This is a genomic window from Sphingopyxis sp. 22461, from assembly GCF_052044915.1.
Lineage (GTDB): Bacteria > Pseudomonadota > Alphaproteobacteria > Sphingomonadales > Sphingomonadaceae > Sphingopyxis.
Map to the genome: position 1 here is coordinate 20,304 of NZ_JBQENY010000015.1, position 23,268 is coordinate 43,571.

The 23,268-nt window shown below is 66.0% G+C and carries 19 protein-coding genes and 1 tRNA gene; 10 read left to right on the forward strand and 10 right to left on the reverse strand.

The window, feature by feature from the left end:
* Positions 1-2 precede the first annotated feature (2 nt).
* The 3 genes from ACTJI5_RS20755 (at position 3) to ACTJI5_RS20765 (ending at position 4,216) form a co-directional block, all read left to right on the forward strand.
* Positions 3-527 (forward strand): N-acetyltransferase family protein, encoded by a 525-nt coding sequence (locus ACTJI5_RS20755; protein ID WP_440861633.1) that lies wholly within the window; start codon positions 3-5, stop codon positions 525-527.
* Positions 528-549: 22 nt separating this feature from the next.
* On the forward strand, positions 550-3,168 hold the full coding sequence (gene metH, locus ACTJI5_RS20760) for a methionine synthase (protein ID WP_440861634.1): 2,619 nt from the start codon (positions 550-552) through the stop codon (positions 3,166-3,168).
* A 94-nt stretch (positions 3,169-3,262) separates the two neighbouring features.
* Positions 3,263-4,216 (forward strand): right-handed parallel beta-helix repeat-containing protein, encoded by a 954-nt coding sequence (locus ACTJI5_RS20765; protein WP_440861635.1) that lies wholly within the window; start codon positions 3,263-3,265, stop codon positions 4,214-4,216.
* A gap of 3 nt (positions 4,217-4,219) precedes the next feature.
* Here ACTJI5_RS20765 and ACTJI5_RS20770 read toward each other — a convergent pair whose 3' ends face one another.
* The 5 genes from ACTJI5_RS20770 to ACTJI5_RS20790 form a co-directional block, all read right to left on the reverse strand.
* On the reverse strand, positions 4,220-4,726 hold the full coding sequence (locus tag ACTJI5_RS20770; RefSeq protein ID WP_058536841.1) for a YbjN domain-containing protein: 507 nt from the start codon (positions 4,724-4,726) through the stop codon (positions 4,220-4,222).
* Positions 4,727-4,855: 129 nt separating this feature from the next.
* Positions 4,856-5,227, reverse strand: a complete 372-nt coding sequence (locus ACTJI5_RS20775) for an accessory factor UbiK family protein (RefSeq protein ID WP_440861636.1) — start codon at positions 5,225-5,227, stop codon at positions 4,856-4,858.
* 37 nt (positions 5,228-5,264) lie between these two features.
* Positions 5,265-5,816, reverse strand: a complete 552-nt coding sequence (locus ACTJI5_RS20780) for a TspO/MBR family protein (RefSeq protein WP_056372140.1) — start codon at positions 5,814-5,816, stop codon at positions 5,265-5,267.
* Positions 5,817-5,876: 60 nt separating this feature from the next.
* Positions 5,877-6,617: a TlyA family RNA methyltransferase gene (locus ACTJI5_RS20785; protein ID WP_440861637.1), complete on the reverse strand. Its 741-nt coding sequence runs from the start codon at positions 6,615-6,617 to the stop codon at positions 5,877-5,879.
* Complete coding sequence (locus ACTJI5_RS20790; protein ID WP_440861638.1) at positions 6,617-8,680, reverse strand: protein-disulfide reductase DsbD family protein; 2,064 nt, start codon at positions 8,678-8,680, stop codon at positions 6,617-6,619. The genes ACTJI5_RS20785 and ACTJI5_RS20790 overlap by 1 nt, the downstream gene beginning before the upstream one ends.
* Before the next feature lie 83 nt (positions 8,681-8,763).
* Between ACTJI5_RS20790 and ACTJI5_RS20795 the strand changes: the two genes are divergently transcribed.
* Both ACTJI5_RS20795 and proC read left to right on the forward strand, forming a co-directional pair.
* Positions 8,764-10,461, forward strand: a complete 1,698-nt coding sequence (locus ACTJI5_RS20795) for an alkaline phosphatase family protein (RefSeq protein WP_440861639.1) — start codon at positions 8,764-8,766, stop codon at positions 10,459-10,461.
* Positions 10,462-10,480: 19 nt separating this feature from the next.
* Positions 10,481-11,311, forward strand: a complete 831-nt coding sequence (gene proC / locus ACTJI5_RS20800; protein ID WP_440861640.1) for a pyrroline-5-carboxylate reductase — start codon at positions 10,481-10,483, stop codon at positions 11,309-11,311.
* Between the two features lie 153 nt (positions 11,312-11,464).
* Here proC and ACTJI5_RS20805 read toward each other — a convergent pair whose 3' ends face one another.
* Entirely contained in the window at positions 11,465-11,977 is a 513-nt protein-coding gene (locus tag ACTJI5_RS20805; RefSeq protein WP_440861641.1) for a MarR family winged helix-turn-helix transcriptional regulator, read from the reverse strand.
* Positions 11,978-12,054: 77 nt separating this feature from the next.
* On the opposite strand from ACTJI5_RS20805, the gene ACTJI5_RS20810 reads away from it, so the two are divergent.
* From ACTJI5_RS20810 to ACTJI5_RS20825, 4 genes are all read left to right on the forward strand, one after another.
* Complete coding sequence (locus ACTJI5_RS20810) at positions 12,055-13,140, forward strand: branched-chain amino acid aminotransferase (RefSeq protein ID WP_058536835.1); 1,086 nt, start codon at positions 12,055-12,057, stop codon at positions 13,138-13,140.
* A 56-nt stretch (positions 13,141-13,196) separates the two neighbouring features.
* Positions 13,197-13,271, forward strand: a tRNA-Gln gene (locus ACTJI5_RS20815).
* Between the two features lie 409 nt (positions 13,272-13,680).
* A complete protein-coding gene (locus ACTJI5_RS20820) occupies positions 13,681-14,235 on the forward strand; it encodes a hypothetical protein (protein WP_440861642.1) in 555 nt (184 codons plus the stop codon).
* Positions 14,236-14,263: 28 nt separating this feature from the next.
* A complete protein-coding gene (locus tag ACTJI5_RS20825) occupies positions 14,264-14,620 on the forward strand; it encodes a hypothetical protein (RefSeq protein WP_310251652.1) in 357 nt (118 codons plus the stop codon).
* Positions 14,621-14,755: 135 nt separating this feature from the next.
* Here ACTJI5_RS20825 and sciP read toward each other — a convergent pair whose 3' ends face one another.
* From sciP to ACTJI5_RS20840, 3 genes are all read right to left on the reverse strand, one after another.
* A complete protein-coding gene (sciP, locus tag ACTJI5_RS20830) occupies positions 14,756-15,037 on the reverse strand; it encodes a CtrA inhibitor SciP (protein ID WP_269433268.1) in 282 nt (93 codons plus the stop codon).
* A gap of 239 nt (positions 15,038-15,276) precedes the next feature.
* Positions 15,277-15,738 (reverse strand): MaoC family dehydratase, encoded by a 462-nt coding sequence (locus tag ACTJI5_RS20835; protein ID WP_440861643.1) that lies wholly within the window; start codon positions 15,736-15,738, stop codon positions 15,277-15,279.
* A 242-nt stretch (positions 15,739-15,980) separates the two neighbouring features.
* Positions 15,981-18,965, reverse strand: a complete 2,985-nt coding sequence (locus tag ACTJI5_RS20840) for a TonB-dependent receptor plug domain-containing protein (protein WP_440861644.1) — start codon at positions 18,963-18,965, stop codon at positions 15,981-15,983.
* Between the two features lie 452 nt (positions 18,966-19,417).
* Between ACTJI5_RS20840 and ACTJI5_RS20845 the strand changes: the two genes are divergently transcribed.
* The gene (locus ACTJI5_RS20845; protein WP_440861645.1) at positions 19,418-21,796 is read left to right on the forward strand and encodes a penicillin acylase family protein; all 2,379 of its coding nucleotides are present in this window, start codon (positions 19,418-19,420) and stop codon (positions 21,794-21,796) included.
* On the opposite strand, the gene dacB is transcribed toward ACTJI5_RS20845, so the two are convergent.
* Positions 21,793-23,268, reverse strand: coding sequence for a D-alanyl-D-alanine carboxypeptidase/D-alanyl-D-alanine endopeptidase (dacB, locus tag ACTJI5_RS20850; RefSeq protein ID WP_440861646.1), 1,476 nt, complete (start codon positions 23,266-23,268; stop codon positions 21,793-21,795). The two genes, ACTJI5_RS20845 and dacB, sit on opposite strands and share 4 nt — an antisense overlap.

Consider the following 23,268-nt stretch of genomic DNA (forward strand, 5'->3'; position numbering starts at 1 on the left):
CGATGACCGACAATCCGACATGGACGATCCGGGAAGCCGGAGCCGACGATGCGTCGGCGCTCGCGCTGATCGGCGCCGCGACCTTCCTCGAAACCTTCGCGGGCATCCTCGACGGCGATGCGATCGTCGGTCATTGCGCCGCGCACCACAATGAGGCGGCGTACAAGGCCTATCTGGCGGCTGGCGCGCGCGCGTGGATCGCCGAGGCGAAGCCCGGCGGCGCGCCGATCGGTTTCGCGCTGGTCGGTAAGCCCGACCTTGTCGCGGCGCTTGAAGGCGATATCGAGTTGAAGCGCATCTATTCGCTGTCGCGCTTTCACGGCAGCGGGCTCGGCGCGGCGCTGATGAAGCAGGCGCTGGAAGCGGCGCGCGGCCATCGCCGCCTTCTGCTTGGTGTTTATGCGCAGAACGAACGCGCGCTCGCCTTTTACCGCAAGCAGGGGTTCGCCGACCTCGGCACGCGCCAGTTCAACGTCGGCGGCAAGCTTTACGACGATCTCGTCCTCGCCCGCCCGCTCGCTGCCTAATACTCAGTTTCAGGATTACCCGATGACCACCGCCGCCTCATCCAGCTTCGTCAATATCGGCGAACGCACCAACGTCACCGGATCGGCGGCGTTCAAGAAGCTGATCCTCGCCGACGATTATACTGCGGCGGTCGAGGTCGCGCGCCAGCAGGTCGAAAACGGCGCGCAGGTCATCGACGTCAATATGGACGAGGGTCTGCTCGACGCCGAATATGCTATGACGACCTTCCTCAAGCTGATCGCCGCCGAGCCCGACATCGCGCGCGTGCCGGTGATGATCGACAGCTCGAAATGGAGTGTGATCGAGGCGGGGCTGAAATGCGTTCCCGGCAAGCCGATCGTCAATTCGATCAGCATGAAGGAAGGCGAGGAGCCTTTCCTCGAACATGCGCGCAAGTGCATGGCTTATGGCGCCGCGGTCGTCGTGATGGCGTTCGACGAGGTCGGGCAAGCCGACACCAAAGAGCGCAAGATCGAGATTTGCGAGCGCGCCTATAAATTGCTGATGACGATCGGCTTCCCGCCCGAGGATATCATCTTCGACCCCAATGTGTTCGCGGTCGCGACAGGGCTGGAAGAGCACGACAATTATGCGGTCGATTTCATCGAAGCGGTGAAGGAAATCCGCGTCCGCTGCTCGCACGTCCATTTCTCGGGCGGCCTCTCGAACCTGTCCTTCGGTTTCCGCGGCAACGAAGTCGTGCGGCGCGCGATGCACAGCGTCTTCCTCTATTATGCGATCCCCGCCGGGCTCGACATGGCAATCGTCAACGCCGGCCAGCTCGACGTGTACGACACGATTGACCCCGAACTCCGTCAGGCGGTCGAGGATGTCGTGCTCAACCGCAAGGTCGAGGGCGAAGCCGAAAGCCCGACCGAGCGGCTCATCGCACTCGCCGAACGCTATAAGGGTAGCAACCCCGCGCAGGAAAAGGCGGCCGAGGAATGGCGCGGCTGGCCGGTCGCCAAGCGGCTCGAACATGCGCTCGTCAAGGGCATCGACGCCTATGTCGTCGACGATACCGAGGAAATGCGCCTGCTGATGCCGCGTCCGATCGAGGTGATCGAGGGGCCGCTGATGGACGGGATGAACGTCGTCGGCGACCTGTTCGGGTCGGGCAAGATGTTCCTGCCGCAGGTGGTCAAATCGGCGCGCGTGATGAAAAAGGCGGTCGCGCACCTGCTGCCCTTCATCGAGGCATCGAAGGAGCCTGGCGCGAAGGGCAAGGGCAAGGTCGTGATGGCGACCGTGAAGGGCGACGTCCACGACATCGGCAAGAATATCGTCGGCGTCGTGCTCCAGTGTAACGGGTTCGAGATCGTCGATCTCGGCGTGATGGTGCCGTGGTCGAAGATCCTAGAAGCCGCGAACGAGAATGACGCCGACATGATCGGCCTCTCGGGCCTGATCACCCCCTCGCTCGACGAGATGGTGACGGTGGCGGAGGAAATGCAGCGCGCGGGAATGACGATGCCGCTGCTGATCGGCGGCGCGACGACGTCGAAGGTCCACACCGCGCTGCGCATCGATCCGGCTTATCAGGGGCCGGTGCTCCACGTCCTTGATGCGAGCCGCGCGGTGGGCGTAGCAACCTCGCTGGTCAGCGATACCGGGCGCGAGGCCTATGTGCAGGGCTATAAGGACGACTATGCCCATATCCGCGACGTGCGCGCGGGCAAGGGGCAGAGCGTGCTGCACACCCTCGAAGAAGCGCGTGCCAATTATTACGACGCCTATCTCAGCGACAAGCCGGCGCCGCCGCTGCAGCCCGGGCTGCACCGCTTCGACGACTGGTCGCTCGAAGATTTGCGCGAATGCATCGACTGGACGCCCTTTTTCCGCGCGTGGGAATTGCATGGCACTTGGCCGTCGATCATGGAAGACGACGTGGTCGGCGAAACGGCGCAGGCGCTGAAGGCCGATGCCGATGCGATGCTCGACAAGCTGATCGCGGAGAAGTGGCTGACCGCACGCGGCGTCTGCGCCCTCTGGCCGTGCGCGCGCGACGGTGACAGCGTCACGATCCACATCGCCGAGGAGGAGCGCCATGTGACGCTTCCTTTCCTGCGTCAACAGGTCAAGAAGAGCCGCGACCGCGCCAATATGTGCCTCGCTGATTTCATCGATCCGGCGGGCGACTGGATGGGCGGCTTCGCGGTCGGCATTCATGGCATCGAGCCGCATTCGGAACGCTTCCGCGCCGACAAGGACGATTATTCCGATATCTTGCTGAAGGCGCTGGCCGACCGCTTCGCCGAGGCCTTCGCCGAGCGGCTGCACCAGCATGTCCGCACCACCCTGTGGGGCTATGCGCCCGGCGAGCAGCTGACCAACGAGGCGCTGATCAAGGAAGAATATCGCGGTATCCGACCCGCCCCCGGCTATCCGGCATGCCCCGACCACAGCCTGAAGCCGATCCTGTTCGACTTGCTGGCGGCCGGCGACAATGCCGGGCTGGTGTTGACCGAAAGCTTTGCGATGCTGCCGACGGCGGCGGTCAGCGGCTTTTATTTCGGGCATCCCGAAAGCCAGTATTTCGGTGTCGCCCGGATCGGGAGCGACCAGCTCGAAGATTATGCGGAGCGGCGCGGCGTCGACATCGAAACCGCGACGCGCTGGCTGCGGCCCAATCTGGATTAACCTGCGTCCGCGCGCCTGTCCGATAAGGGGACAGGCGCGCGATTAACCAGCTTCGCCAACGACGGACGCGCCGAAAGCCGCTATGGGCGGCGGCATGTTCAAGGCACTTCTTCGCCGGCCCTTGTTGCCGCTGCTCGCCCTCCCGCTGCTTCTCGCGCCGGTGCCGCTGCCCGCGCAGACCGGGGGCGCACCTTACAGCGTCGAGGGCCGCAGCTTCGGACGGCTGCAGGACGCCGTCGATGCGATCGGCGAAGGCGAGGGCACGATCCGCGTCGCCCCCGGCTATCATCGCGACTGCGCGGTACAGACCGCGGGCCGTATCGCCTTCGTCGCCGTCGAGCCCGGCCGGGCGATCTTCGACGGCGTGACGTGCGAGGGCAAGGCGGCGCTGGTGCTGCGCGGCGCCGGCGCGCGCATCGACGGGATCGTGTTCCAGAATATGCGCGTCCCCGACGGCAATGGCGCGGGCATCCGCCTCGAAAAAAGCAATCTCGACGTCGTGAACAGCCTGTTCCGCAACAGCGAGGAAGGGATCCTCACCGCCGACGACCCCGCGGCGACGCTGACGATCGACCGCTCGACCTTCTCGCGCCTCGGCCGCTGCGACCGCGGCCTCAGCTGCGCACACAGCGTTTATACCGGCGTCTATGGCCGCGTCGTCGTCACGCGCACGCGCTTTGAAAAGGGCAGCGGCGGCCATTATCTCAAGACCCGTTCGCCGCGCGTCGAAATCCGCGACAACAGCTTCGACGATACGCAGGGCACCGCGACCAATTATCTGATCGACCTGCCCGCGGGATCGACCGGACGGATTGCAAACAACCTGATGATCCAGGGACGCGACAAGGAAAATTACGGCGCGTTGATCGCGATCGCAGCCGAGGCGCGCGACAATCCGTCGCGCGGGCTGATCATCGAAGGCAATCGTGCGAGCGTTCCGCAAGGCACCGGCCGCAAGACGATCTTCGTCGCCGACTGGAGCGGCGAGCCGCTGGCGATCGGGCCGAACGAACTGGGGCCGGGGCTGACCCGCTTCGAAAAGATTTAGGGCTTAGGCTTCGCCGCGCGTTTCGATGAGCGACGCGGCAAGCGCCTCGGCCGGCGACTTGCCACCCCACAGCACGAACTGGAACACCGGGTAAAAGCGCTCGCACTCGTCGATCGCGCTTTCGATCAGCGTTTCGGTGAGGTCGAGCGGCAGCGATGCGTCGGCGCCGAGCAGCATGCCGTGGCGGAACAGGATTGTGCCGCTGTTCGACCACAGCTCGAAATGACCGAGCCACAATTGCTCGTTGATCAGCGCGAGCGCCTCGTGCGCGGCGGCGCGCTTGTCCTCGACGACGCGAATGTCGGGAAAGGCGAGGAGCTGGATGACGCCGTCGTCGGCGCGCCACACCGCGCGCAGCTCATAGGTCGTCCAGCTGCCCTGCGCGGTCGCGACGATCTCGTCCTCGCCGACCATCTCGTGCGGCCAGTCGTGCGCGGCGAAATAGGACGCCAGCATCTCCATCGGTGCCGCATCCTGGCCGTCATCGTCGTCGTAAATATCGTCACTCATGCGCGCGCCTTTAGCGGCTCTCGCGCATCGTGGCGAGTCCGCGAATATTCGTCGCCCCTGCGAAGGCAGGGGCCGCTATCGGCATTGCGCAAGGTTGCCAGCGGCCCCTGCCTTCGCAGGGGCGACGCATTACTTGGCCTTCGGCTTTGCCGCGGCTTTGGTTGCCGGTTTCGCAGCAGCGGGTTTCGCGGCCGGCTTCGCAGCGGCCGGCTTCGCCGCAGCTTTCGGCGCCGCAGCCGCCTTGGGCGTCGCCGCGGGCTTCGTCACCCCTTCGAGCTTGTCGAGGCGCGCTTTCAGCGCCTCAGCTTCGGCGCGCGCGGTCGCGGCCATTTTCTTCACAGCCTCGAATTCCTCGCGGCTGACGAAATCCATGCGGCCAACCCATTCCTTGGCGCGGTCGCGCATCGCGGACTCGGCTTCGCGGCCGGCACCGGCGACGGTTCCGGCAATGCCGTTCACCATCTTGGCCAGATCGTCGAAAAAGCGGTTTTCGCTCTGCATGTCTCATATTCCTTCGTCGGGGTCTGTCCCCTTGCCGTCACCCTATTTGGGTGCTGGCGGCGGCGGGGACAAGGGTTTCGGCATCGGGATTGCGCTGATCGATCTGGAAATTGAGGATCGCGGCAAAGCTGAGCCAGATCATATAGGGCACGAGCAACCACGCCGCGGCCTTGCGGATCGGCGCAAAGGCAAAGGCGGTGGCGATCGTCACCATCAGGATGAAGATGATCACATAGAGCGCGGTCGTCACCTGATGCTGCCCGAAAAACAGCGGCGACCAGGCGAAATTGGCGATCAGCTGGACGAAGAAGAGCAGCAGCGCAAAACCGCGCCCCTTTGCGCCGCGGGCGTGGAGGATCATCGCGAGCGACAGGCCGAGGCAGATATAGAGGAGCGGCCAGACGGTGCCGAACACCCAGCCCGGCGGCGTGATCGGCGGCAGGTCGAGCGACGCGAACCAGCGATTGCCATAACCGCTGTTCGACAAGAGGCCCGACAGGCTCCCCGCAAGCACGATCGCCGGAACCGTGACGAGCGCCCAGCGCAGATAGGACATGCGAAGCTGCCCCGGCGTTGCGATTTCGGTCATGTCCGCATTATCCCCCACACGCGAATCCGTTGCATGGTGTCGCGATTGTGCGGCGCAGCGTCAAGCGGCTCGCTTCACCGACGCGATCAGAAATTCCACATTTCCTTCAGGGCCGGTAATCGGGCTCTCGACAAGGTCGACGACGTCCCAGCCTTCGCCGGTCAGCCAGCCCTGCACGTCGGCGCAAACGCGCGCATGCACCGCGGCGTCGCGAACGACGCCTTTCTTGCCCACCTCATGTCGCTCGGCCTCGAACTGCGGCTTGATCAGTGCGACCATCCGCGCGCCGTCTTTCGCGAAGGACATCGGCACGGGAAGCACTTTCGACAGCGCGATGAAGCTCGCATCACACACGATCAGGTCGATGGGCTCTGGAATGTGCGTGGGCGTCAATATGCGCGCGCTCGTCTGTTCGTGGACGATGACGCGTTCGTCCTGCCGCAGCTTCCACGCGAGCTGGTTGGTGCCCGAATCCACCGCATAGACGCGCGCCGCGCCGCGGCTCAGCAGCACATCGGTAAACCCGCCGGTCGACGATCCGACATCGATCGCGACCGCGCCCGTCACGTCCCAGTCAAGATGGGTCAGCGCGTGGTCGAGCTTGATCCCGCCGCGCGACACCCACGGATGGTCGCGGCCCTTGACGCTGATCTCTGCATCCTCGGCAACCTGCTGCCCCGCCTTGTCGATCTTGCGGTCGCCGACGAAGGCGAGCCCCGCAAGGATCAGCGCCTGCGCGCGCGTCCGGCTTTCGGCGAGGCCGCGGTCGACGAGCAGCTGGTCGGCGCGCTGCTTCGCCATCAGCCGCCAACCTTGTCGGTGAGCAGGCCCGGGGTCAGAATCTGCGGCAGGATTTCGGGTTTCGCGGCGCCCGGCGCATACCAGAGGTAGAGCGGCACGCTGTTGCGGCCATGCTCGGCGAGGGTGCGCGTGATGACGGGGTCGCCATTGGTCCAGTCGCCGACAAGCGTGACGACACCCGCCTTGTCGAACGCCTCCTGCACCGCCTCGCGATTGATCGCCCCGGCTTCGTTCGCTTTGCACGACAGGCACCAGTCGGCGGTGAAATAGACAAAGACAGGTTTGCCGGTGGCGCGCGCCTTGGCGAGCGCATCTGCAGAGAAGGTCGATCCGGCGCCGTCGGCAGTGCGTTCGGCCTCGGCGACTTCGGTCACCGTGCCCGCGAGGCTGACAAGCAAGAGCAGCCCCGAGGCGTAGAGCAACCACGACCGCCGGTCGCCGCGCTGGATCGAGCCGTAATGCGTGAGCAGGACAAGCGCCATGGCGACCGCGAGGATCGGCCATATGAGCTGCTCGCCGCCGCCGAGTTGCCGCCACAGCAGCCATGCCAGCGCGAGCGTGGTGAGCCCCATCGGCAGCGCCATCCATTTGCGGAAGCGATCCATCCACGGCCCCGGCTTCGGCAGGCGGTTCCTGAGCGCGGGCACAAAGCCGATCGCGAGGAACGGCAGGGCGAGGCCCAAGCCGAGCCCGCCGAAGATCGGCAGTGCTGCCCACGCTGGCAGCACCAGCGTCGCGCCGAGCGCCGCCCCGAGCAGCGGGCCGCTGCACGGCGTTGCAACAAAGGCCGCGAGCGCGCCGGTCCAGAATCCGCCCGCCGCGCCGCCCTTGTCGACGAGCGCCTGTCCGCGGCCGAAGGACGGCAGTTCATAGGCGCCGAGCAGATTGAGCGTGATCGCCAGCGCGAGGATCAGCAGCGCGAGCACGCTCACAGGATGTTGCAACTGGAACGCCCAGCCGACCTGCTCGCCCGCCGCGCGCAGCGCGAGCAGCACGCCGCCGAGCAGCAGTGCGGTGACGATGGCACCGGCAGTGTAGGCGAGCGCCTCGATCTTCGCCGACCGCGCATCGCCGCCCGAGCGAGCAAGGCTCAATGCCTTGAGGCTCAAGATCGGAAAGACGCACGGCATCAGGTTGAGAATCAGCCCGCCGAGGATTGCGCCGCCGAGCGCGGTCCAGAACAGCGCCATATCGATGCCGCCGGCTTTCCCGGCGATCGCCTCGCCCGCCGCCGGAACCGCGCCGGGGTCGAGCGTCAACGACAGTCCGCGCCCGCCGCCGAGCTTCAGCAGCGCCGAAACCGGCCCTGCTTTTTCGCCCTTCACGCGCGTTTCGACGATGATGTGGTCGCCATTGCGGCTGAAACTTTGGGGCGCGGCATAGTCGACGACATCCTGCGTCTCGACGAACAGGTGCGGCGCGTCGATCGCGGTGCTGGCGGGGAGGGGGATGGCAAAGCGCACGATGTCGCCGTGCTTTTCCCAAGTGCCGTGGCGGTCGAGCGGCTGCGGCAGCAGCGCACGCCAGCCGTCGAAGCGGGTGCGCTCTGCGGGCGCGATCTTGCCGTCACCTGCCTTCAGCGCGACCGAAATCACCGCTTTTTCGGGCACGCACACCTTGTCGGTGCAGGCGAGCCAGTTCGCGACCCCCGATAGCGTCAGGTCGGTCCCCGGTGCGACACTTTTGTCGACCTGCACCTCCGCCAGCAGCGCATAGGGATGCTCGTAGACATGGTTCATCATGCCAAACAGGATCAGCGCGTCGGGTACCGGATAGCGAAAGGGCGCAATCGTCACCCCCTCGGGCGCGTTCCATTCGACCGACAGGCCGAAACCCGCATCGCCGCCATTGGCCCAATAGCCGTGCCAGGTCGCCTCGGGCGCCATCGTCAGCGCGAGCGTCGTGCTGCTCCCTGGGGCGGGCGCCGCCGACTCGGCGACCAGTTTTGGCTGGATATGCGTCGATTGCGCGTGCGCAGGGCTCATGGTGATGAACGACAGCGCCAACAAAGCCAGCACGGTTCGCCATGCGCGTGTCACAAAAGCCTCACTTGTCAAATTCATGCTCTGCCCGCGCCCGTTCATCGTTCGAAGGCTTGCCATATAGGCGGCTTTCGACGAGAGGACAGCCCGCGCTTTTTGGGGCGATGCCCCGCCATCATTTGGAGAAGCCGTCCGTGAAGCTGAAATATCTGTCCACTGCCATCGCTACCGCGCTTTGTGTTGCCGCCGCCGGAACCGGTCTCGCGCAGAATTCGGCGCCGCCGGTACAGAAAATTACCGCCACGACCCCGGCGCCGAAGCTCGTCGTGATGATCGCGGTCGATCAGTTTTCAGCCGATTTGTTCGCCGAATATCGCGGGCGTTTCACTGGCGGCCTCGCGCGGCTCGCGTCGGGCATCGTCTTCCCGTCGGGCTATCAGGCGCACGGCGCGACCGAAACCTGCCCCGGCCATTCGACGATCCTGACCGGTAATCATCCGGCGCACACGGGGATCGTCGCCAATAATTATTTCGACCTGTCGGTCGCGCGCGAAGACAAGCGCGTCTATTGCGCCGAGGACGAAACGGTCGCCGGGACGACATCGAAAAGCGGCGCATATGCGCCGTCGGTGAACCATCTGCTCGTGCCGACGCTCGGCGATCTGATGAAGGCGCGCGACCCGAAGGCGCAGGTCGTCTCGGTATCGGGCAAGGATCGCTCGGCGATCATGATGGGCGGCCGGCAGGCCGACGAACTGATGTGGCTCGCGCCCACCGGGCTCACCAGCTATCGCGGCACGACCTTGTCGCCGGCGGCGCAGCAGGCGGGCACCGCGATCGCCGCCGCGATTAACCAGCCGCGCCCCGCGCTGACGCTTCCTGCCGATTGCGCCGCGCACGACATCGCGATCCCGCTCGAAAAGGGCGGCTCGGTCGGCACCGGCCGCATGGCGCGCGACGCCGGCGACTTCCGCCGTTTCATGGCGTCGCCCGAGGCCGATGGCGCGGTACTCGCGACCGCCGCCGCGCTGCGCCAGGTGCGCAAGATGGGTGAGGGTAGCGGCACCGACCTCTTGATCGTCGGGCTGGCAGCGACCGACTATGTCGGCCACAGCACCGGCACCGAAGGCAGCGAGATGTGCATCCAGATGGCGGGGCTCGACCGCGAGCTCGGCGATTTCTTTGCGCGGCTCGATGCGACGGGGATCGATTATGTCGTCGCGCTGACCGCCGACCATGGCGGCCACGACCTGCCCGAACGCAACCGCCAGAACGCCTGGCCCGACGCGCAGCGCGTCGATAAGGCGCTCGACCCCGAAGCAATGGGCAAGGCGGTGGCCGAAAAGCTCGGCCTGCCGCAGCCCCTGCTCTATGGCGATGGCGGCGACTATTATCTGGCGAAGACGCTGACCGCCGCGCAGCGCAAGGCCGTGCTCGCCGAACTGCTTCCGCGCCTCCGCGCGCATCCGCAGATCGAGGCGGTGGTGACGCGTGAAGAACTCGAGGCGCATTCGATTTCAAAACGCGCGCCTGACACCTGGACCCTGATGGATAAGCTGCGCGCCTCGTATAATCCGCAGCGTTCGGGCGATTTCATCATCGCGCTGAAGCCGCGGGTCACGCCGATCCCCGAATCGGGCATCGGCTATGTCGCGACGCACGGGTCGGTGTGGGATTATGACCGCCGCGTGCCGATCCTCTTCTGGCGCAAGGGGCTGGCCGGTTTCGAACAGCCCAACGCCGTGATGACGGTGGATATCATGCCGACACTCGCCTCGCTGATGGGCCTGGCCGTGGACGCGAACAAGATCGACGGACGCTGTCTCGACCTGTTGTCGGGGCCCGAGAGCAGCTGTCGATAAGGACAGAAAAGTAGGACCTATGACCAAAGCATTGCGGAATTTCTCCGGCCGGTTCCTGTTGGTCGGCTGCGGCAATATGGCGGGCGCAATGCTCGATCGCTGGCTGGCGGCGGGTCTCGACCCGGCGCTGGTCGCGATCGTCGATCCCTATGCGGCGCCGCGCGCGGGCATCGCCCAGCACGCGTCGCTTGACGAATGGCAGGCCGCGGGCGGCAGCGCCGACTGGATCATGCTCGGCATGAAGCCGCAGCAGCTGGGCGACGTCGCCGATGTGCTGGCACCGCTCGCGACGGGCGGCGTTCATCTGCTCTCGATCCTCGCCGGCGTGTCGCTCGCCGATCTGGCCGCACGCTTCCCCCACGCAGGTGCGCAGGTTCGCATCCTGCCGAACCTCGCCGCCCGCATCGGCGCCGGGGTGTCGGCGGTCGCGACGCTGGGCGACGCCGACGATGCGGCGATCGACGCATTGCTCGACACATTGGGCCAGACGGTGCGGCTCGCCGACGATTCGACGATGGATCTTGTCACCGCCTTCACCGGCAGCGGCCCCGCTTTCGTCTTTCGCCTGATCGAATCCTATGCTGCCGCGGGCGAACGCCTCGGCCTGTCCGCCGAAGACGCGCTGGCACTCGCGACCGCAACGTTCGGCGGCGCGACCGCGCTGCTTGCCGACAGCGGCGAAAAGCCGGGCGTGCTGATCGCGCAGGTCGCGAGCAAGGGCGGCACGACGCAGGCGGGGCTCGACGTGCTCGACAGCGACGGCCAGCTTGCCGCGCTGCTCACCAACGTGCTGCGCGCGGCACGCGACCGCGGGCGCGAGCTTGCCGATATTGCGCGCGGTGAGGGCTGACCCTTCATAACCCGCTCGTGTCGAGCGACGTCGAGACGCCCCTCAGTGTAGCGCCCAACCGATGGGCATCTCGACTTCGGCCAGCGGCCGAAGTTTATCCTGAGCGCCTGCCAAGGCAGTCGAAGGGCTCGATGCGAACGGAATTGGGTTTAGCTAGCCCGTATCTTTCCCCAGCATCGCGATCCGGCGGCGTTCGCGGGCGGGGACAAGCGCCTCGCTGACCTGCCAGAACCCCGTCACCGCCTGCTGCCCCGCATGGGTATAGGCGCGGCTCATCGTGTCGCGCAGCATGCCAAAGATCACTGTCTCGGCCGCGCGGCCGGCATCGGTCAGGCGCAGCTCCTTTTGCCGCCGGTCGCGATTGCCCGGGCGCGTCGTCAGATATTCGCGCGCCTCCAGCTCCTTCACCACCCGGCCGAGCGACTGTTTGGTGATGCCAAGCAAGGCGAGCAGGTCCGAAATCGTCAGCCCCGGTTGCCGCGCGATGAAATAGAGCGCGCGGTAATGCGCGCGGCCCAGTTCCTTTTCGGCGAGCCGCGCATCGATCGCGCGCCACAGCGAGGCGTGCGCGAAAAAGAGGAATTCGATGCCGCGGCGCACTTCGTCTTCGCGCAAGAAAAGAGCAGAGGCGGCGGGTACTTGTGAAAGAAAATTCTCATCCGGCATAGTCGCTACCGTTGCGCGCGCCGCCGGTCTTTGGCAAGAGGCCCGCTCCACAAACCAGCAAACACAGGTGTTTTCGCATGTCCGCTCCCGCCTTCACCCATCTGCCGCACCCCAATCTGATCGCGGACGATGTACGGGCGGCGGCGATCGCCGATCCGGCATTCGGGCGCGTCTTCACCGATCATATGGTGTCGATCCGCTATACCGAGGGACAGGGCTGGCACGATGCGCAGGTTATGCCGCGCGGCCCGCTGTCGCTCGATCCCGCGACCGCGGTGCTCCATTATGCGCAGGAAATCTTCGAGGGGCTGAAGGCGTATCGCCTCGACGACGGCTCGATGGCGCTGTTCCGCGTCGAGGCCAATGCCGCGCGCTTCAACGCCAGCGCGCGCCGCATGGCGATGGCCGAACTGCCCGAGGAACTGTTCATCGCCGCGGTCAAGGAAGCCGTCGCCGCCGACGCGCACTGGTTCCCGCAGGTCGACGGCGGCGCGCTGTACCTCCGTCCCTTCATGTTCGCGAGCGAAGTGTTCCTCGGCGTGAAACCCGCGGCCGAATATCAGTTCCTCGTCATCACCTCGCCGGTCGGCAATTATTTCAAGTCGGGCGCCCCCGCGATCTCGCTCTGGGTGTCGGAGGATTACACCCGCGCCGCGCCCGGCGGCACCGGCGCCGCCAAATGCGGCGGCAATTACGCCTCCAGCCTCGTCGCGCAGCGCGAGGCGATCGCCAAGGGGCACGATCAGGTCGTCTTCCTCGACGCCGCCGAGCGTCGCTGGATCGAGGAACTGGGCGGCATGAACATGTTCTTCGTCTTCGACGACGGCAGCATCGTCACCCCGCCGCTGACCGGCACGATCCTTCCCGGCATCACGCGCGAAACGATCATCACGCTGGCGCGCGACGCCGGGCTGACGGTGCGCGAGGAACCCTATGCGATCGACCAGTGGCAGGCCGATGCGGAAAGCGGCAAGCTGACCGAAAGCTTCGCCTGCGGCACCGCCGCGGTGGTGACCCCGGTGGGCAAAGTGACGCGCGGCAATTCAAGCTTCACCATCGGCGCCGGCGGCCCGGGACAAGTGACAACGAAGCTCAAGGACAAGCTAGTCGACATCCAACGCGGCCGCGCCGCCGATCCGCATGGCTGGGTTACCCGGCTCTGACTGGCTAGCTTGCCAAGCGGCCGAGAGGCGCTATAGACGCGCTCGCACCGGCCTGTTGGGGCGTCGCCAAGTGGTAAGGCAGCGGCTTTTGATGCCGCCATTCGCAGGTTCGAATCCTGCCGCCCCAGCCAGCCCGATCTTCGCGATTTGGCTGAAAACAGGGAGATTCCGGTGCAAAGCGGAGTCTGTCACGACGACAGTCCGCCAGGTGCGGGCCAATCGGTTGGCGCCCGAAGGCATGACGAACTCCCGCCTTTCCACCGCCGCGCCGTTAGATCGCGCCTTCCCTCAGCAGCTTGGCGGCGTGATCCGCGGCGCGCGCCGAGAGCGCCATATAGGTCGGCGACGGGTTCTGACAGCCCGACGCCCGTCCCGCAGTAGCCGCCGGTAACCGGCTCCCTTTCGGGCCGACCGATGTCTTCGCCGATTGGCGAGGGACGTCGGCTCGCCGCGTCCGTAGCACGGCCGGGCAACATCGCATTTGGCACGCGGTCGTGCGATGCGGCACGGGCGGGCATATTTGTTCGACAGGAGCGCTTCATGCACAAATCCTTCGGCCCGATCGCAGCGCTATTCCTTGCGAGCGCGATACCGCTCGCTGGCCCCGCTGCGCAGGCGCAAGCGCCAGCGCCGGCACCTGCCGCTTCGCTGGTCGTGGGTGCCAAGGTTTATGACCAGAATGGCGAAGAAGTTGGCCAGATCGCCAAAGTGTCAGGAGACAGGGTGGCCGTGTCGATTGACGGCAACGGGCTGGTGGTTCCGAAGAATGCCTTTGTGAAGAGCGCGAAGGGCCCGGCGCTGAAGGCCCCGAAGGAGAAGATCGTCGCCGTTCTGAGGCAGGCCGAGGCCGATGCGGCGGCGGTTGACGGAGCCTTGAAACCGGGCGCCGAAGTGCGGAGCGCCGACGGTGCCGCTGTGCTCGGCAAGGTTACGGCGATGGCGTCCCAGGGCGCGGTGCTGGCGACCAGCGAAGGCAATATCACCATGCCGCGCGCCGCATTCTTCCTCTCGGCGAGAGGATTGGCGATGAAGGTCAATGAAAAGCAGTTTCTCGCGGGCGTCCGGGCTGCGCGGGCGCAGAAGAAGGGCGGTTGATCCCGCGCGCGCTTGAAGGGAAAGTGAGATGGCGCTCGAAAAGGAGCTTTATGACATCGAGCGAGGATTCTGGCTCGACGGCAAAGATCATTTCCTGAAGCATGTCGACCGCCAGTGCCTGCTCGCCTTTCCGCAGGCGGGAGAAATGCATGGCGTGCATTCGCGCGAAGAGGTCGCGGCGACGGCGACCAACGCCAGCCGCTGGCGTGACCTGACGATGGGGGATCGTCAACTTCTGGATAATGACGAAGATTTTGCGATCATCAGCTACCGGGCGGATGTGACGCGCGCCGATGGCGAACCCTATGCGGCGCTCGTCAGCTCAGCCTATGTGCGGCGCCCCGATGGTTGGAAGCTGGTGTTTCACCAGCATTCGCCGATATGATCGGTGACTAATCGCGGGCCATCGGTGCCCAGAGGCGGCGAAGCAGAGCATTTGGAAAGGGCGGCGCGAGAGGGACCAGTCTGCTCGCGCCGCCCCGCCGTTGCCGTGCGTGTGGGGACGCCCGGCATCGATTGATCATCTGCCCAACCGATTACGATATTCCTGCGTTCTGGTGATACGAAGGCCGGGGATGCCCGCGCGATCGATCGACCGCCGCCAGCCGGCAAGTTCCTCGACGCTCAGCCGGTATCGCGCACAGGCCTCGCTCTGGCTGAGCAATCCGCCATCGATCGCGGCCAGCACTTCGGCCTTGCGGCGGCTGACCCAGTGCGCCGTGGACGAGGACGGCAGATCGTCGAGAGTGAGCCGGCCCAGCGGCCCCATGACCGATGCCGGCCTTGTTTCATATTCGAGCACTGCGAACTCTCCATTCGCGCGGCCTGTGCCGCTTTGTGCCCCCCGCCCGACATCTGCAGGAAGGGGGTTAACAAAAACTTGCCCGAAGGCGCGCGATGCGGTGAACCGTTCGTCGCCGCTGAGGCGGACGGGCCTTGTCGTGCTTGCCGCGACCATCCTCGGCGGTGTCGCAGGCTCGAACTGCCTCAGCGTTTCCGCTCGCCGACAGACATCTATCGGCCGGGTGCTGCTGAAGGAGCCTAGCTATCGATGACGGGCCGGGCTGGCATTTGGATGAGGTTGGTGAACGCCATCACGACCGCGCCCTCCTGGTTGGTAACGGTCATTCGCATGGTCAGCACCCCCCGGTCCGGCTTGCTTTTGGAATGCGCGATGTCGACGACCTCGCGCGTGATGCGAAGCACATCGCCGGGCCGCACGGGTATGCGCCACGTCAGATCGTCGATTTTGAGGCCAAGAAGCGGCGTGCTCCCGAACGGGGCGGCTTCGACAAAATCGCGCATCACGACCGAGGCGACGTGCCAGCCGCTGGCGATAATGCCGCCAAAGCGTCCGCTCGCGGCCGTCGCGGTGTCGATGTGCATCGGCTGGGGATCATATTCGCTCGCGAAGCGGATGATATCTGCCTCGGTCATTTCGATCGGGCCGCCATGCCATTGCTGGCCGACCTGCAAATCATCCAGGAAAAGCGATTTCGACATGGGGGCTCCGTTGTTCCCGAGGCGGTTGGGACCCGCAGCGGGACACCGGCCGTGAGAGTTTCGCGGCCGCCTATAGTCCATGCTGGGGCCCGCCTCAATCACCCAGACCCGGGCGTGTGCCACGCCTGCCTTTTCCGTTGTCGGACGGGTCGATTTTCGTTCAACCCGAGCGACACCCTGGACCGCTCAACAAAAAAGGGAGGGCCACCGGTGCCCTCCCTTTTTCTTTCGTTCGTCCCGTGTCACTTCATCCTGAAGCGCACGCCCACGCGGAAGCTGCGGCCAAGCAGGTCCGAATAGGTGCTGTTCGCGGCGAGGCCGGTTTCGGGCAGCAGGATCGGGTCGGCGTCGAACACATTGGTGACGTTGACGAAGAATTCGGCGTCGCCCTTGGCCATCGCGTCGAACTTGAACGTCGCGTTGAGGTCGACGTAAGTCGCGCCGTCGATGCTGTTGTCCTCGTAGGTCGGGAACTGGTTGGTCGAGATCGGGCAGCTGGTCCCACACTCGATGCCGGTGGCATCGTACCTGCCGTCGCTCACGCCTCGCGCCGTCGCGGTCAGCGAGAAATCGTCGGTGTCGTAGCTCGCGGTGAAGCGGTAGATCCACTTCGGCGTGATCGATTGCGTGCCGGTGCCGACACCCAGCGTCCCGACGGAGTTGAGCGGCACGAAGCCGGGCACCCCTGTTGTGACGATGTTGTCGATATAGCGCGTCGCCAGGCCGCGCAGGGTGAAATTGCCCCCGGCGAGGGGCATCCGATACGACGCTTCCAGATCGACGCCGCGCATGACGAGGCTGGAGAAATTGACCGGCTGGCGGCTGATCAGGACGCGCGAGGGATTGGCGGGGTCGGGCGTGATCGCCGCGCAGAAGTCCGCCAGCCCCTCGAAACAGCGGTTGACGATGTCGTCCGCGCTGAGGCTGTCGATCGCTTGTTTCACCTTGATGTCAAAATAGTCGGCCGACACGCTGAAACCCGGAATGAAGCGGGGCGAGAACACCGCGCCGACGTTCCACGAATCCGCCTTCTCCGGTCTCAGATCCAGATTGCCCGTGATCGTGCCCAGGTAGGAGAGGCTGGAGCCATAAGTGCCGGTCCCCGGCCCCACTCCCGGGAAGAACGGGTTGGTGACGGTGGAGGTGTTGGCGGTACCCGCCTGGAACAGCTCGTTAAGGTTGGGCGCGCGAATGTCGCGCGAGCGCGTGGCGCGCAGTCGAATGTCGTCGATGGGCTGCCAGGTCGCACCCAGCTTCCATGTCGTGACATAGCCCGAGGTCGAATAATCGGTGGCGCGCACCGCCCCGTTGAACTCGAGTCCAAAGCCCAACGGCACGACCGTTTCGAGGTAGGCCTCCTTGACGTCGTAGCTGCCCTTGCTGGGGCGGTAGTTGCCGACCGACCAATTGCTGGTCGATGCGCCGGTGGCTGGGTTGAAGACGGGTTGGAACTCGGCGGGCACGGACCCGTCGATCTCCTCCTTGCGGTACTCGGCGCCGACCGCGATGCTGACGTCGCCCGCCCAGGTCGCGAAAGGCGTGAGCGACAGGTTGGCGCCAATCACGGTCTGTTCGAGCGTCTGATCGCGGAACGGATCGCCGAGGACATAATCGACCGCCGCCGGATCGGCGACGCCGATGCCCAGCAGGTTGAGCGGGCGGCAGTTGGGATCGTCGTCCGCCGCGCTGGCGTTGACGTTGATCAGGCACTGGATCGAACCGACCGGAAGACCGCGCGGGTTGCCGGCCGGCGCGAACACGGCGGCGAGCGCGTTGTTTCTCCGCACCGTTTGCTGGATATCGGTCAGTTGCTCGTGCAACTCGGCGCGGCCGTACTGGGCATAGACGTCCCAGCCCGCCGGTTTTCCGAAAGCCTCGAAATCACCCTCGGCGCCGATCAAATAGCGCTGCACCTTGCGCTCGTTGTTCGAGCCGCGGCCGGGCAAGTCGACGGCGGTCGTCGCCAGCGTGGCGCTGGTCAGGCCCGCCAGCGCTGTCGGTCCGAGCGCATTATAGAGGAATGCGTTGCACGTCGTCGGGGCGGCCGCCGCGGTCGCCGCCGTGCCGCAGCCTCTCGCGTCCAAGCTAAGGCCGGTCATCAGGTTCGGACCCGCGTTGAACAGTGTTTCCTGCCGATTGTACGATGCTTCGGCGAAAAGCGTGACCCCGTCGCTGACCTCGAAGCTCAGCCGGCCGAAGAGGCCATAGCGGTCTTCTTCGGGGCTGAGGCCGATGCGGCGGCCCGAATCATTGACCTGCCAGTCGCCGCCTTGCGTCAACGACGGAGTGGACGAGCAGGCGGGCGAAGGAAAGGTCAAGGCGCCGTACTGGTACTGGTTGATCGACCCACCCCCGCCGAAATAGGTCCCGCACAGCCGTGAAGATGCCACGTTGGCAGGGGTTCCACCGGCAGGGTTCGGGATCATGCTGCCCGTGATAAGGCCGCCCGGCGTCGAGTTCGCCGCGCCGACCTGGGTCCGGAGCAGATACCGGGGCACGGTGCTGTTGGCCGTCCAGGCCGGGTTCTGGATCCGCACGAAGCCGGTGTGGTTCCAGTCGCGATCGACTTGGAAGATGCCGTCCGAGTGGGCGATCTCGCCCGCCACGATCAGGCGGCCACGGCCATCGGCGAACTTCAAGCCGGCGGCAATGCTCGCCGAATAGTTGAAGCCGTCGCCCTCATCGGTCACTCCGACATCGCCGGATAGCTTCAGCCCGCTGAAGTCTTTGTTCAGGATGAAGTTGGTCACCCCCGCAACCGCGTCGGAGCCATAGGCGGCCGAGGCACCGCCCGTGACCACTTCGACGCGTTCCACCAGTGACTGTGGGATCGTGTTGATGTCGACCACGCCGCTGGCGGTCGAACCCACGGACCGCCGCCCGTCGATCAGCACGAGCGTACGTACGGTGCCCAGGCTGCGCAGGTTGAGCGCATTGATGCCGGCGATGCCGTTACTGAGCTCAAGGCGCGAGTTCGACGGACGGATCGATGCCGCGAGTGCCGGCATCTGGTTGACGAAGTCCGCGATGTTGTTGGTCGGCGAGCTGTTCTGGATATCTTCCTGCGTCAGCACCATCACCGGCGTCGGCGCCTCGAAGCCGTCGCGCGTGACGCGCGAGCCGGTGACGACGATCTGGTCGACGGGCGCCGCTTCGACGCTGTCCGGGGCGGCGGTCGCCTCCTGCGCCAACGCCGGGGCGCTATGGACCAGCGCGATGGCGGTCATGGCCACGCCGAGGCGGCCCTTGCGGCCGAGCGGTCGACGAATATGTTCAAAATTACGCATATCAGCAGTCCCCTTTTTACCCAGAGCCGAGCCGCACGCCGCCCGAGGCGTGCCCCGGCGCGGTGCCGGGCTGGCTGCCCTATTTGTCCCACCTGACCATTTGGCGGATGCTTGGCCCGCCTTCTTATATTTCGTGATGTTCGTTATACGGTCCGGCCATCGTCGCAGCCGAAGCGCGCAGACAGCCGATTTCGTGACAACGAGGTTACAGGGTGGTTGCGGGGGGTCAACAGCTTGGCCACTAACCTGGCGATATGGACATATAGCCCGAAGATATGGCGCCGCTGAATAGCTTGCAGTTATAGGACGCAGCCCGCTTGCTATGGCCCTGCGGTGCGATGCTGCGATAGGGTCGCGTTTCGTCATTTTCATATCTGATCGGGGAGGGCCTGTTGATCCAGCGCCGCGCGTTTCTGCTGGCTTCGGTCGCGCTTGTCGCGGTGCCGGGAAGCCTTTTCGCGAAACCCCGGATCAAGGGCGCCGCGCAAACGATCAGCCTGTCCGGCGCGCGCGCGCCGGTCGAGGTGGTCGAAGACGAGCTGGGGGTGCCGCATGTCCGCGCGGCCTCGCTGCACGATGCCTTTTTCGGGCAAGGCTATCTCGTCGCGCGCGACCGGCTGTTCCAGATCGACATGGAACATCGCCGCGACATGGGGCGGATGGCCGAGGCCTTCGGACCGCGTTTCGTCGCCGCCGACAAGGCGGCGCGGCTCTTTCTCTATCGCGGCGACATCGATGCCGAACTCGCGGCGCTGCCGGCGGACGTGCTCGAATGCGCGCGCGGTTATGTCGCCGGCGTCAACGCCCGGATCGCGGAACTCGCCGCCGATCCGGCGCAGCTGCCGCTCGAATATGGCATTCTCGGGATCAGCCCGCTGCGCTGGGAGATGGCGGATCTCGTTCGCAATCGCGGCATCGGCATGGGCGACGCCGACGACGAGGTGCGCCGCGCACAGCTTCAGGCGCGCGGTCTGCTCGATGCCGATCAGCTGATGGTGCCGCTGCGCCCCGCCTGGTCCTTCACCGTGCCCAAAGGGCTCGATGTCGCGGCAGTGAGCGATGCCGACCTCGGCGTCCTCGATCCTGCAAACCGCCCGATGGATTTCGATCCGGTGCAGGAAGCATCGCTCGACCCCGAACAACGTTGGACTGATCGCTTCGCGCTGGGCAGCAATGCGTGGACCGTTTCGCCGTCGCGCAGCGCCACCGGACGGCCGATCCTCGCCAACGATCCGCACCTCGGCATCGGCCGCGCCAGCCCGCGGCATATGTGCCATCTGTCGGCGCCGGGGCTCGACGTCATCGGCGCGGGCGCGCCGGGGCTGCCCGGCATCATGCAGGGGCATACCGACCGCTTCGCCTTTGGCCGCACGAACTTCCACATCGACCAGACCGACCTGTTCGTCCTGCGCACCAAGGAGGGCGACCCCGGCCGCTATTGGCACAAGGGCAAGTGGAAGGCGTTCGAGACCTTCGCAGACGAGATATTGGTCAAAGGCGCGCCGAGCGAACGCGTGACGCTGCGCTATGCCGCGGGCCGCCCGATCGTGTCACAGGACGCCGCGCGCAATCGCGCGGTCGCGTTCGCCACGGTCAGCATGTTGCCCGGCGCCAACCAGCGTTTCGCGATCATCGCGATCAATCTGTCGAAAGACTGGGCATCGCTGCGGCAGGCGTTCAAGCTGCACGTATCGCCGACGAACCTCCACTATGCCGACATCGACGGCAACACGGGCTGGCAGACGATCGGTTTCACCCCGCGTCGGCCGAAGCATGACGGGCTGTTTCCCGCGCCGGGCGATGGCGCTTTCGACTGGACGGGCATCTTGCCCGTCGAGGATATGCCCCATGTCTATAACCCGCGCGAGGGCTGGTTCGCTTCGGCCAACCAGATGAACCTGCCCGCGGGCTATCCGTATCGCGAGCGGATCATCAGCTTCAGCTGGAGCGACCCCTTCCGCTACGATCGCGTCGCCGAGGTGCTGCGCAGCCAGCCGAAGCACCGGATCGAGGACAGCATCGCCCTCCAGCACGACGTCCAGTCGCTACCCGCGCGCGCGCTGCTGAAGCTGCTTCCCGCCAACCCCACGGCGGCGGCCGCCCCCGCGGCCGCCTTGCTCCGGCGATGGGATTGCGGGATCGAGGCGGATAGCGCGGCGGCGCTGCTGTATGAAATGGTGATGCCGGCGCTATCGACGGCCTTTTACGACCGGATCGTGCCCGCGGGCGCGCGCGACCTGATCGCGTCGGTCAATCTGTCGGAAATGCTGCGCCTCCTCGCCGCGCCCGACAAAAGGCTGGGCGCCGATCCCGCCGCGGCGCGCGACGCGCTGGTCGACGGCGCGCTGGCGGCCGGATGGACAAAGGGGGTCGAACTCGGCGGCCCCGATCCGGCGCGCTGGCGGTGGGGCGATCTGCACCGCGTGACGATCGCGCATCCGCTGGCATCGAACCCGGCGATCGCCGCTGCTTTTCCTCGGATCGAGGGTGGGCGCTCGGGCGGCGACGGGACGACACCGATGGCGCGCGGCTTCAACCCCAAGCGCGGTTTCAACGTGTCGCACGGCGCGAGCTATCTGTTCGTCGCCGACGTAGGCGCGTGGGACAACAGCCGCTTCCTGCTGCTTCCCGGGCAATCCGCCGACCCGCGCTCGCCGCGCTACCGCGACTTTTATCCTTTCTGGCTGGCGGGGGCGATGCAGCCCTTGTGGTTCAGCAAGGGGGCGGTCGACCGGCATGCCGTGGGGCGGCTGACGTTGACGCCCGCTTAAAGCGCTTCGGCAATCGCCACGAGCGCGCGGTCGACCGCGGCGGTGGCCTGCGCATCGGTATCCTCGGGCATGTCGTTCGCCAGCGCCGAGAAGATCAGCGTCTTGCCGCTGCGCGTCGTCAGATAACCCGACAGCGCGCGCGATGCGTTGAGCGATCCGGTCTTGGCGAACAGCTTACCCTCAAGGATCGTGCCCTTGAAACGGCTCTGCAGCGTGCCATCGCGCCCCGCGATCGGCAGCGTGCCCCGCCACGCCATGCTCCACGGCTGGCGCGCGATCCAGCTCAGCAAGCCGACGGCGGCGCGCGGCGTGATGCGGTTATAGCTCGACATGCCCGACCCGTCGGCGAAGTGATAACCCGTCGCGGGCAGCCCCGCCTGCGTCATCACCCGGCGCATCACCGCCTGTCCGTCGGCGATCGAGCCGCTGCCTGCCTGCCGCGCGACGCGGCGCAGCATCAGTTCGGTGTGGAGATTCTGGCTCTCCTTGTTGATCCGCACCATATTTTCGGCGAGCGACGGCGCAGGCAATTCGGCAAGCATCGCGGGTTCGGCGGGTAGGGTGGCCGGCGCACCCTTGCGGTTCTCGGGATCGTCGGCGGGCGTCAGCCGCCGGTGGCGCGCTGTGATATCACCATCCACCCGCACCCCGCGCGCTCGCAGCAGTTCGCCAAAGCGCCACGCCGCATGGTGCGCCGGATCGTCAATGCCATAACGCAGCGTCAGGGGCGCGACCTCCGCACCGACGGTGCCCGTCAGGCGAAGGACACGGCTGTTCGGCATGCGGTCGGCCTCGATCGCCTCTTCCTTGCCCGCGACGGTCGTGACCCGATTTTCGATGATATAATAGCCCGATGCCTGCACGCCCGGCGGGGCGCCGACCGCGCCCGGCGCCAGCTTCACCACCAGCTCATTGTCGTCGAGCGTCAGCGCCGACGTGCCGGTGCCGTAACGCGACTGGATATTGTTCCAGCTCATCCCGGGGCCCCAGCGCTCATCGGGGAACCAGCTGTCGTCGCCGATGATGTTGCGGACGTGGCGCGTCTTCGCCGCGACCGCGTCGGCGAGCGTCTGCAGGCAATCGACCTTGCAGTCATTGGCGCTCGACAGCAGCGCATCGCCGCGGCCGTGCAGCACGACGTCGACCTTGCCGTCGGCGCGCGTTTCGAGCCGCACCCCGGTGCCCTTTGCGGTGCGCTGGAGCAAAGGCAGCTCGGCATAGGCGATCGCGGTCGTGAACATCTTGGTGTTCGATGCGGGGATGAAGCGCTGATCGGGGGCGATCGACAGCAGTATTTCGCCGTCGAGCGTGGTGACGAGCAGGCCGAAGCGCGACCCCGCGGGTCCCTCGGCCAGCTTCTGTTCGACCGTTGTCAGCAGCGGCGCGGGCGCCGGGTTCGTCTGGGCGTGCGCCGCGGTCAGCGAAAGCGCGAGCGCAGAGGCGAGTGCGAAGCGTCCAATCGATGTCGTCAT

Excerpts from the sequence above, each read along its gene's own strand:
- ACTJI5_RS20835 (WP_440861643.1), bottom strand. The coding sequence starts at position 15,738 with ATGTCGAAATCGCTTTTCCTGGATGATTTGCAGGTCGGCCAGCAATGG.
- metH (WP_440861634.1), top strand. The coding sequence starts at position 550 with ATGACCACCGCCGCCTCATCCAGCTTCGTCAATATCGGCGAACGCACC.
- ACTJI5_RS20770 (WP_058536841.1), bottom strand. The coding sequence starts at position 4,726 with ATGAGTGACGATATTTACGACGACGATGACGGCCAGGATGCGGCACCG.
- ACTJI5_RS20840 (WP_440861644.1), bottom strand. The coding sequence starts at position 18,965 with ATGACCGCCATCGCGCTGGTCCATAGCGCCCCGGCGTTGGCGCAGGAG.
- ACTJI5_RS20810 (WP_058536835.1), top strand. The coding sequence starts at position 12,055 with ATGTCCGCTCCCGCCTTCACCCATCTGCCGCACCCCAATCTGATCGCG.
- ACTJI5_RS20825 (WP_310251652.1), top strand. The coding sequence starts at position 14,264 with ATGGCGCTCGAAAAGGAGCTTTATGACATCGAGCGAGGATTCTGGCTC.
- proC (WP_440861640.1), top strand. The coding sequence starts at position 10,481 with ATGACCAAAGCATTGCGGAATTTCTCCGGCCGGTTCCTGTTGGTCGGC.
- ACTJI5_RS20805 (WP_440861641.1), bottom strand. The coding sequence starts at position 11,977 with ATGCCGGATGAGAATTTTCTTTCACAAGTACCCGCCGCCTCTGCTCTT.
- dacB (WP_440861646.1), bottom strand. The coding sequence starts at position 23,268 with ATGACGACATCGATTGGACGCTTCGCACTCGCCTCTGCGCTCGCGCTT.
- ACTJI5_RS20780 (WP_056372140.1), bottom strand. The coding sequence starts at position 5,816 with ATGACCGAAATCGCAACGCCGGGGCAGCTTCGCATGTCCTATCTGCGC.
- ACTJI5_RS20785 (WP_440861637.1), bottom strand. The coding sequence starts at position 6,617 with ATGGCGAAGCAGCGCGCCGACCAGCTGCTCGTCGACCGCGGCCTCGCC.
- ACTJI5_RS20765 (WP_440861635.1), top strand. The coding sequence starts at position 3,263 with ATGTTCAAGGCACTTCTTCGCCGGCCCTTGTTGCCGCTGCTCGCCCTC.
- ACTJI5_RS20755 (WP_440861633.1), top strand. The coding sequence starts at position 3 with ATGACCGACAATCCGACATGGACGATCCGGGAAGCCGGAGCCGACGAT.
- ACTJI5_RS20795 (WP_440861639.1), top strand. The coding sequence starts at position 8,764 with ATGCCCCGCCATCATTTGGAGAAGCCGTCCGTGAAGCTGAAATATCTG.
- ACTJI5_RS20820 (WP_440861642.1), top strand. The coding sequence starts at position 13,681 with ATGCACAAATCCTTCGGCCCGATCGCAGCGCTATTCCTTGCGAGCGCG.
- ACTJI5_RS20790 (WP_440861638.1), bottom strand. The coding sequence starts at position 8,680 with ATGAATTTGACAAGTGAGGCTTTTGTGACACGCGCATGGCGAACCGTG.
- ACTJI5_RS20775 (WP_440861636.1), bottom strand. The coding sequence starts at position 5,227 with ATGCAGAGCGAAAACCGCTTTTTCGACGATCTGGCCAAGATGGTGAAC.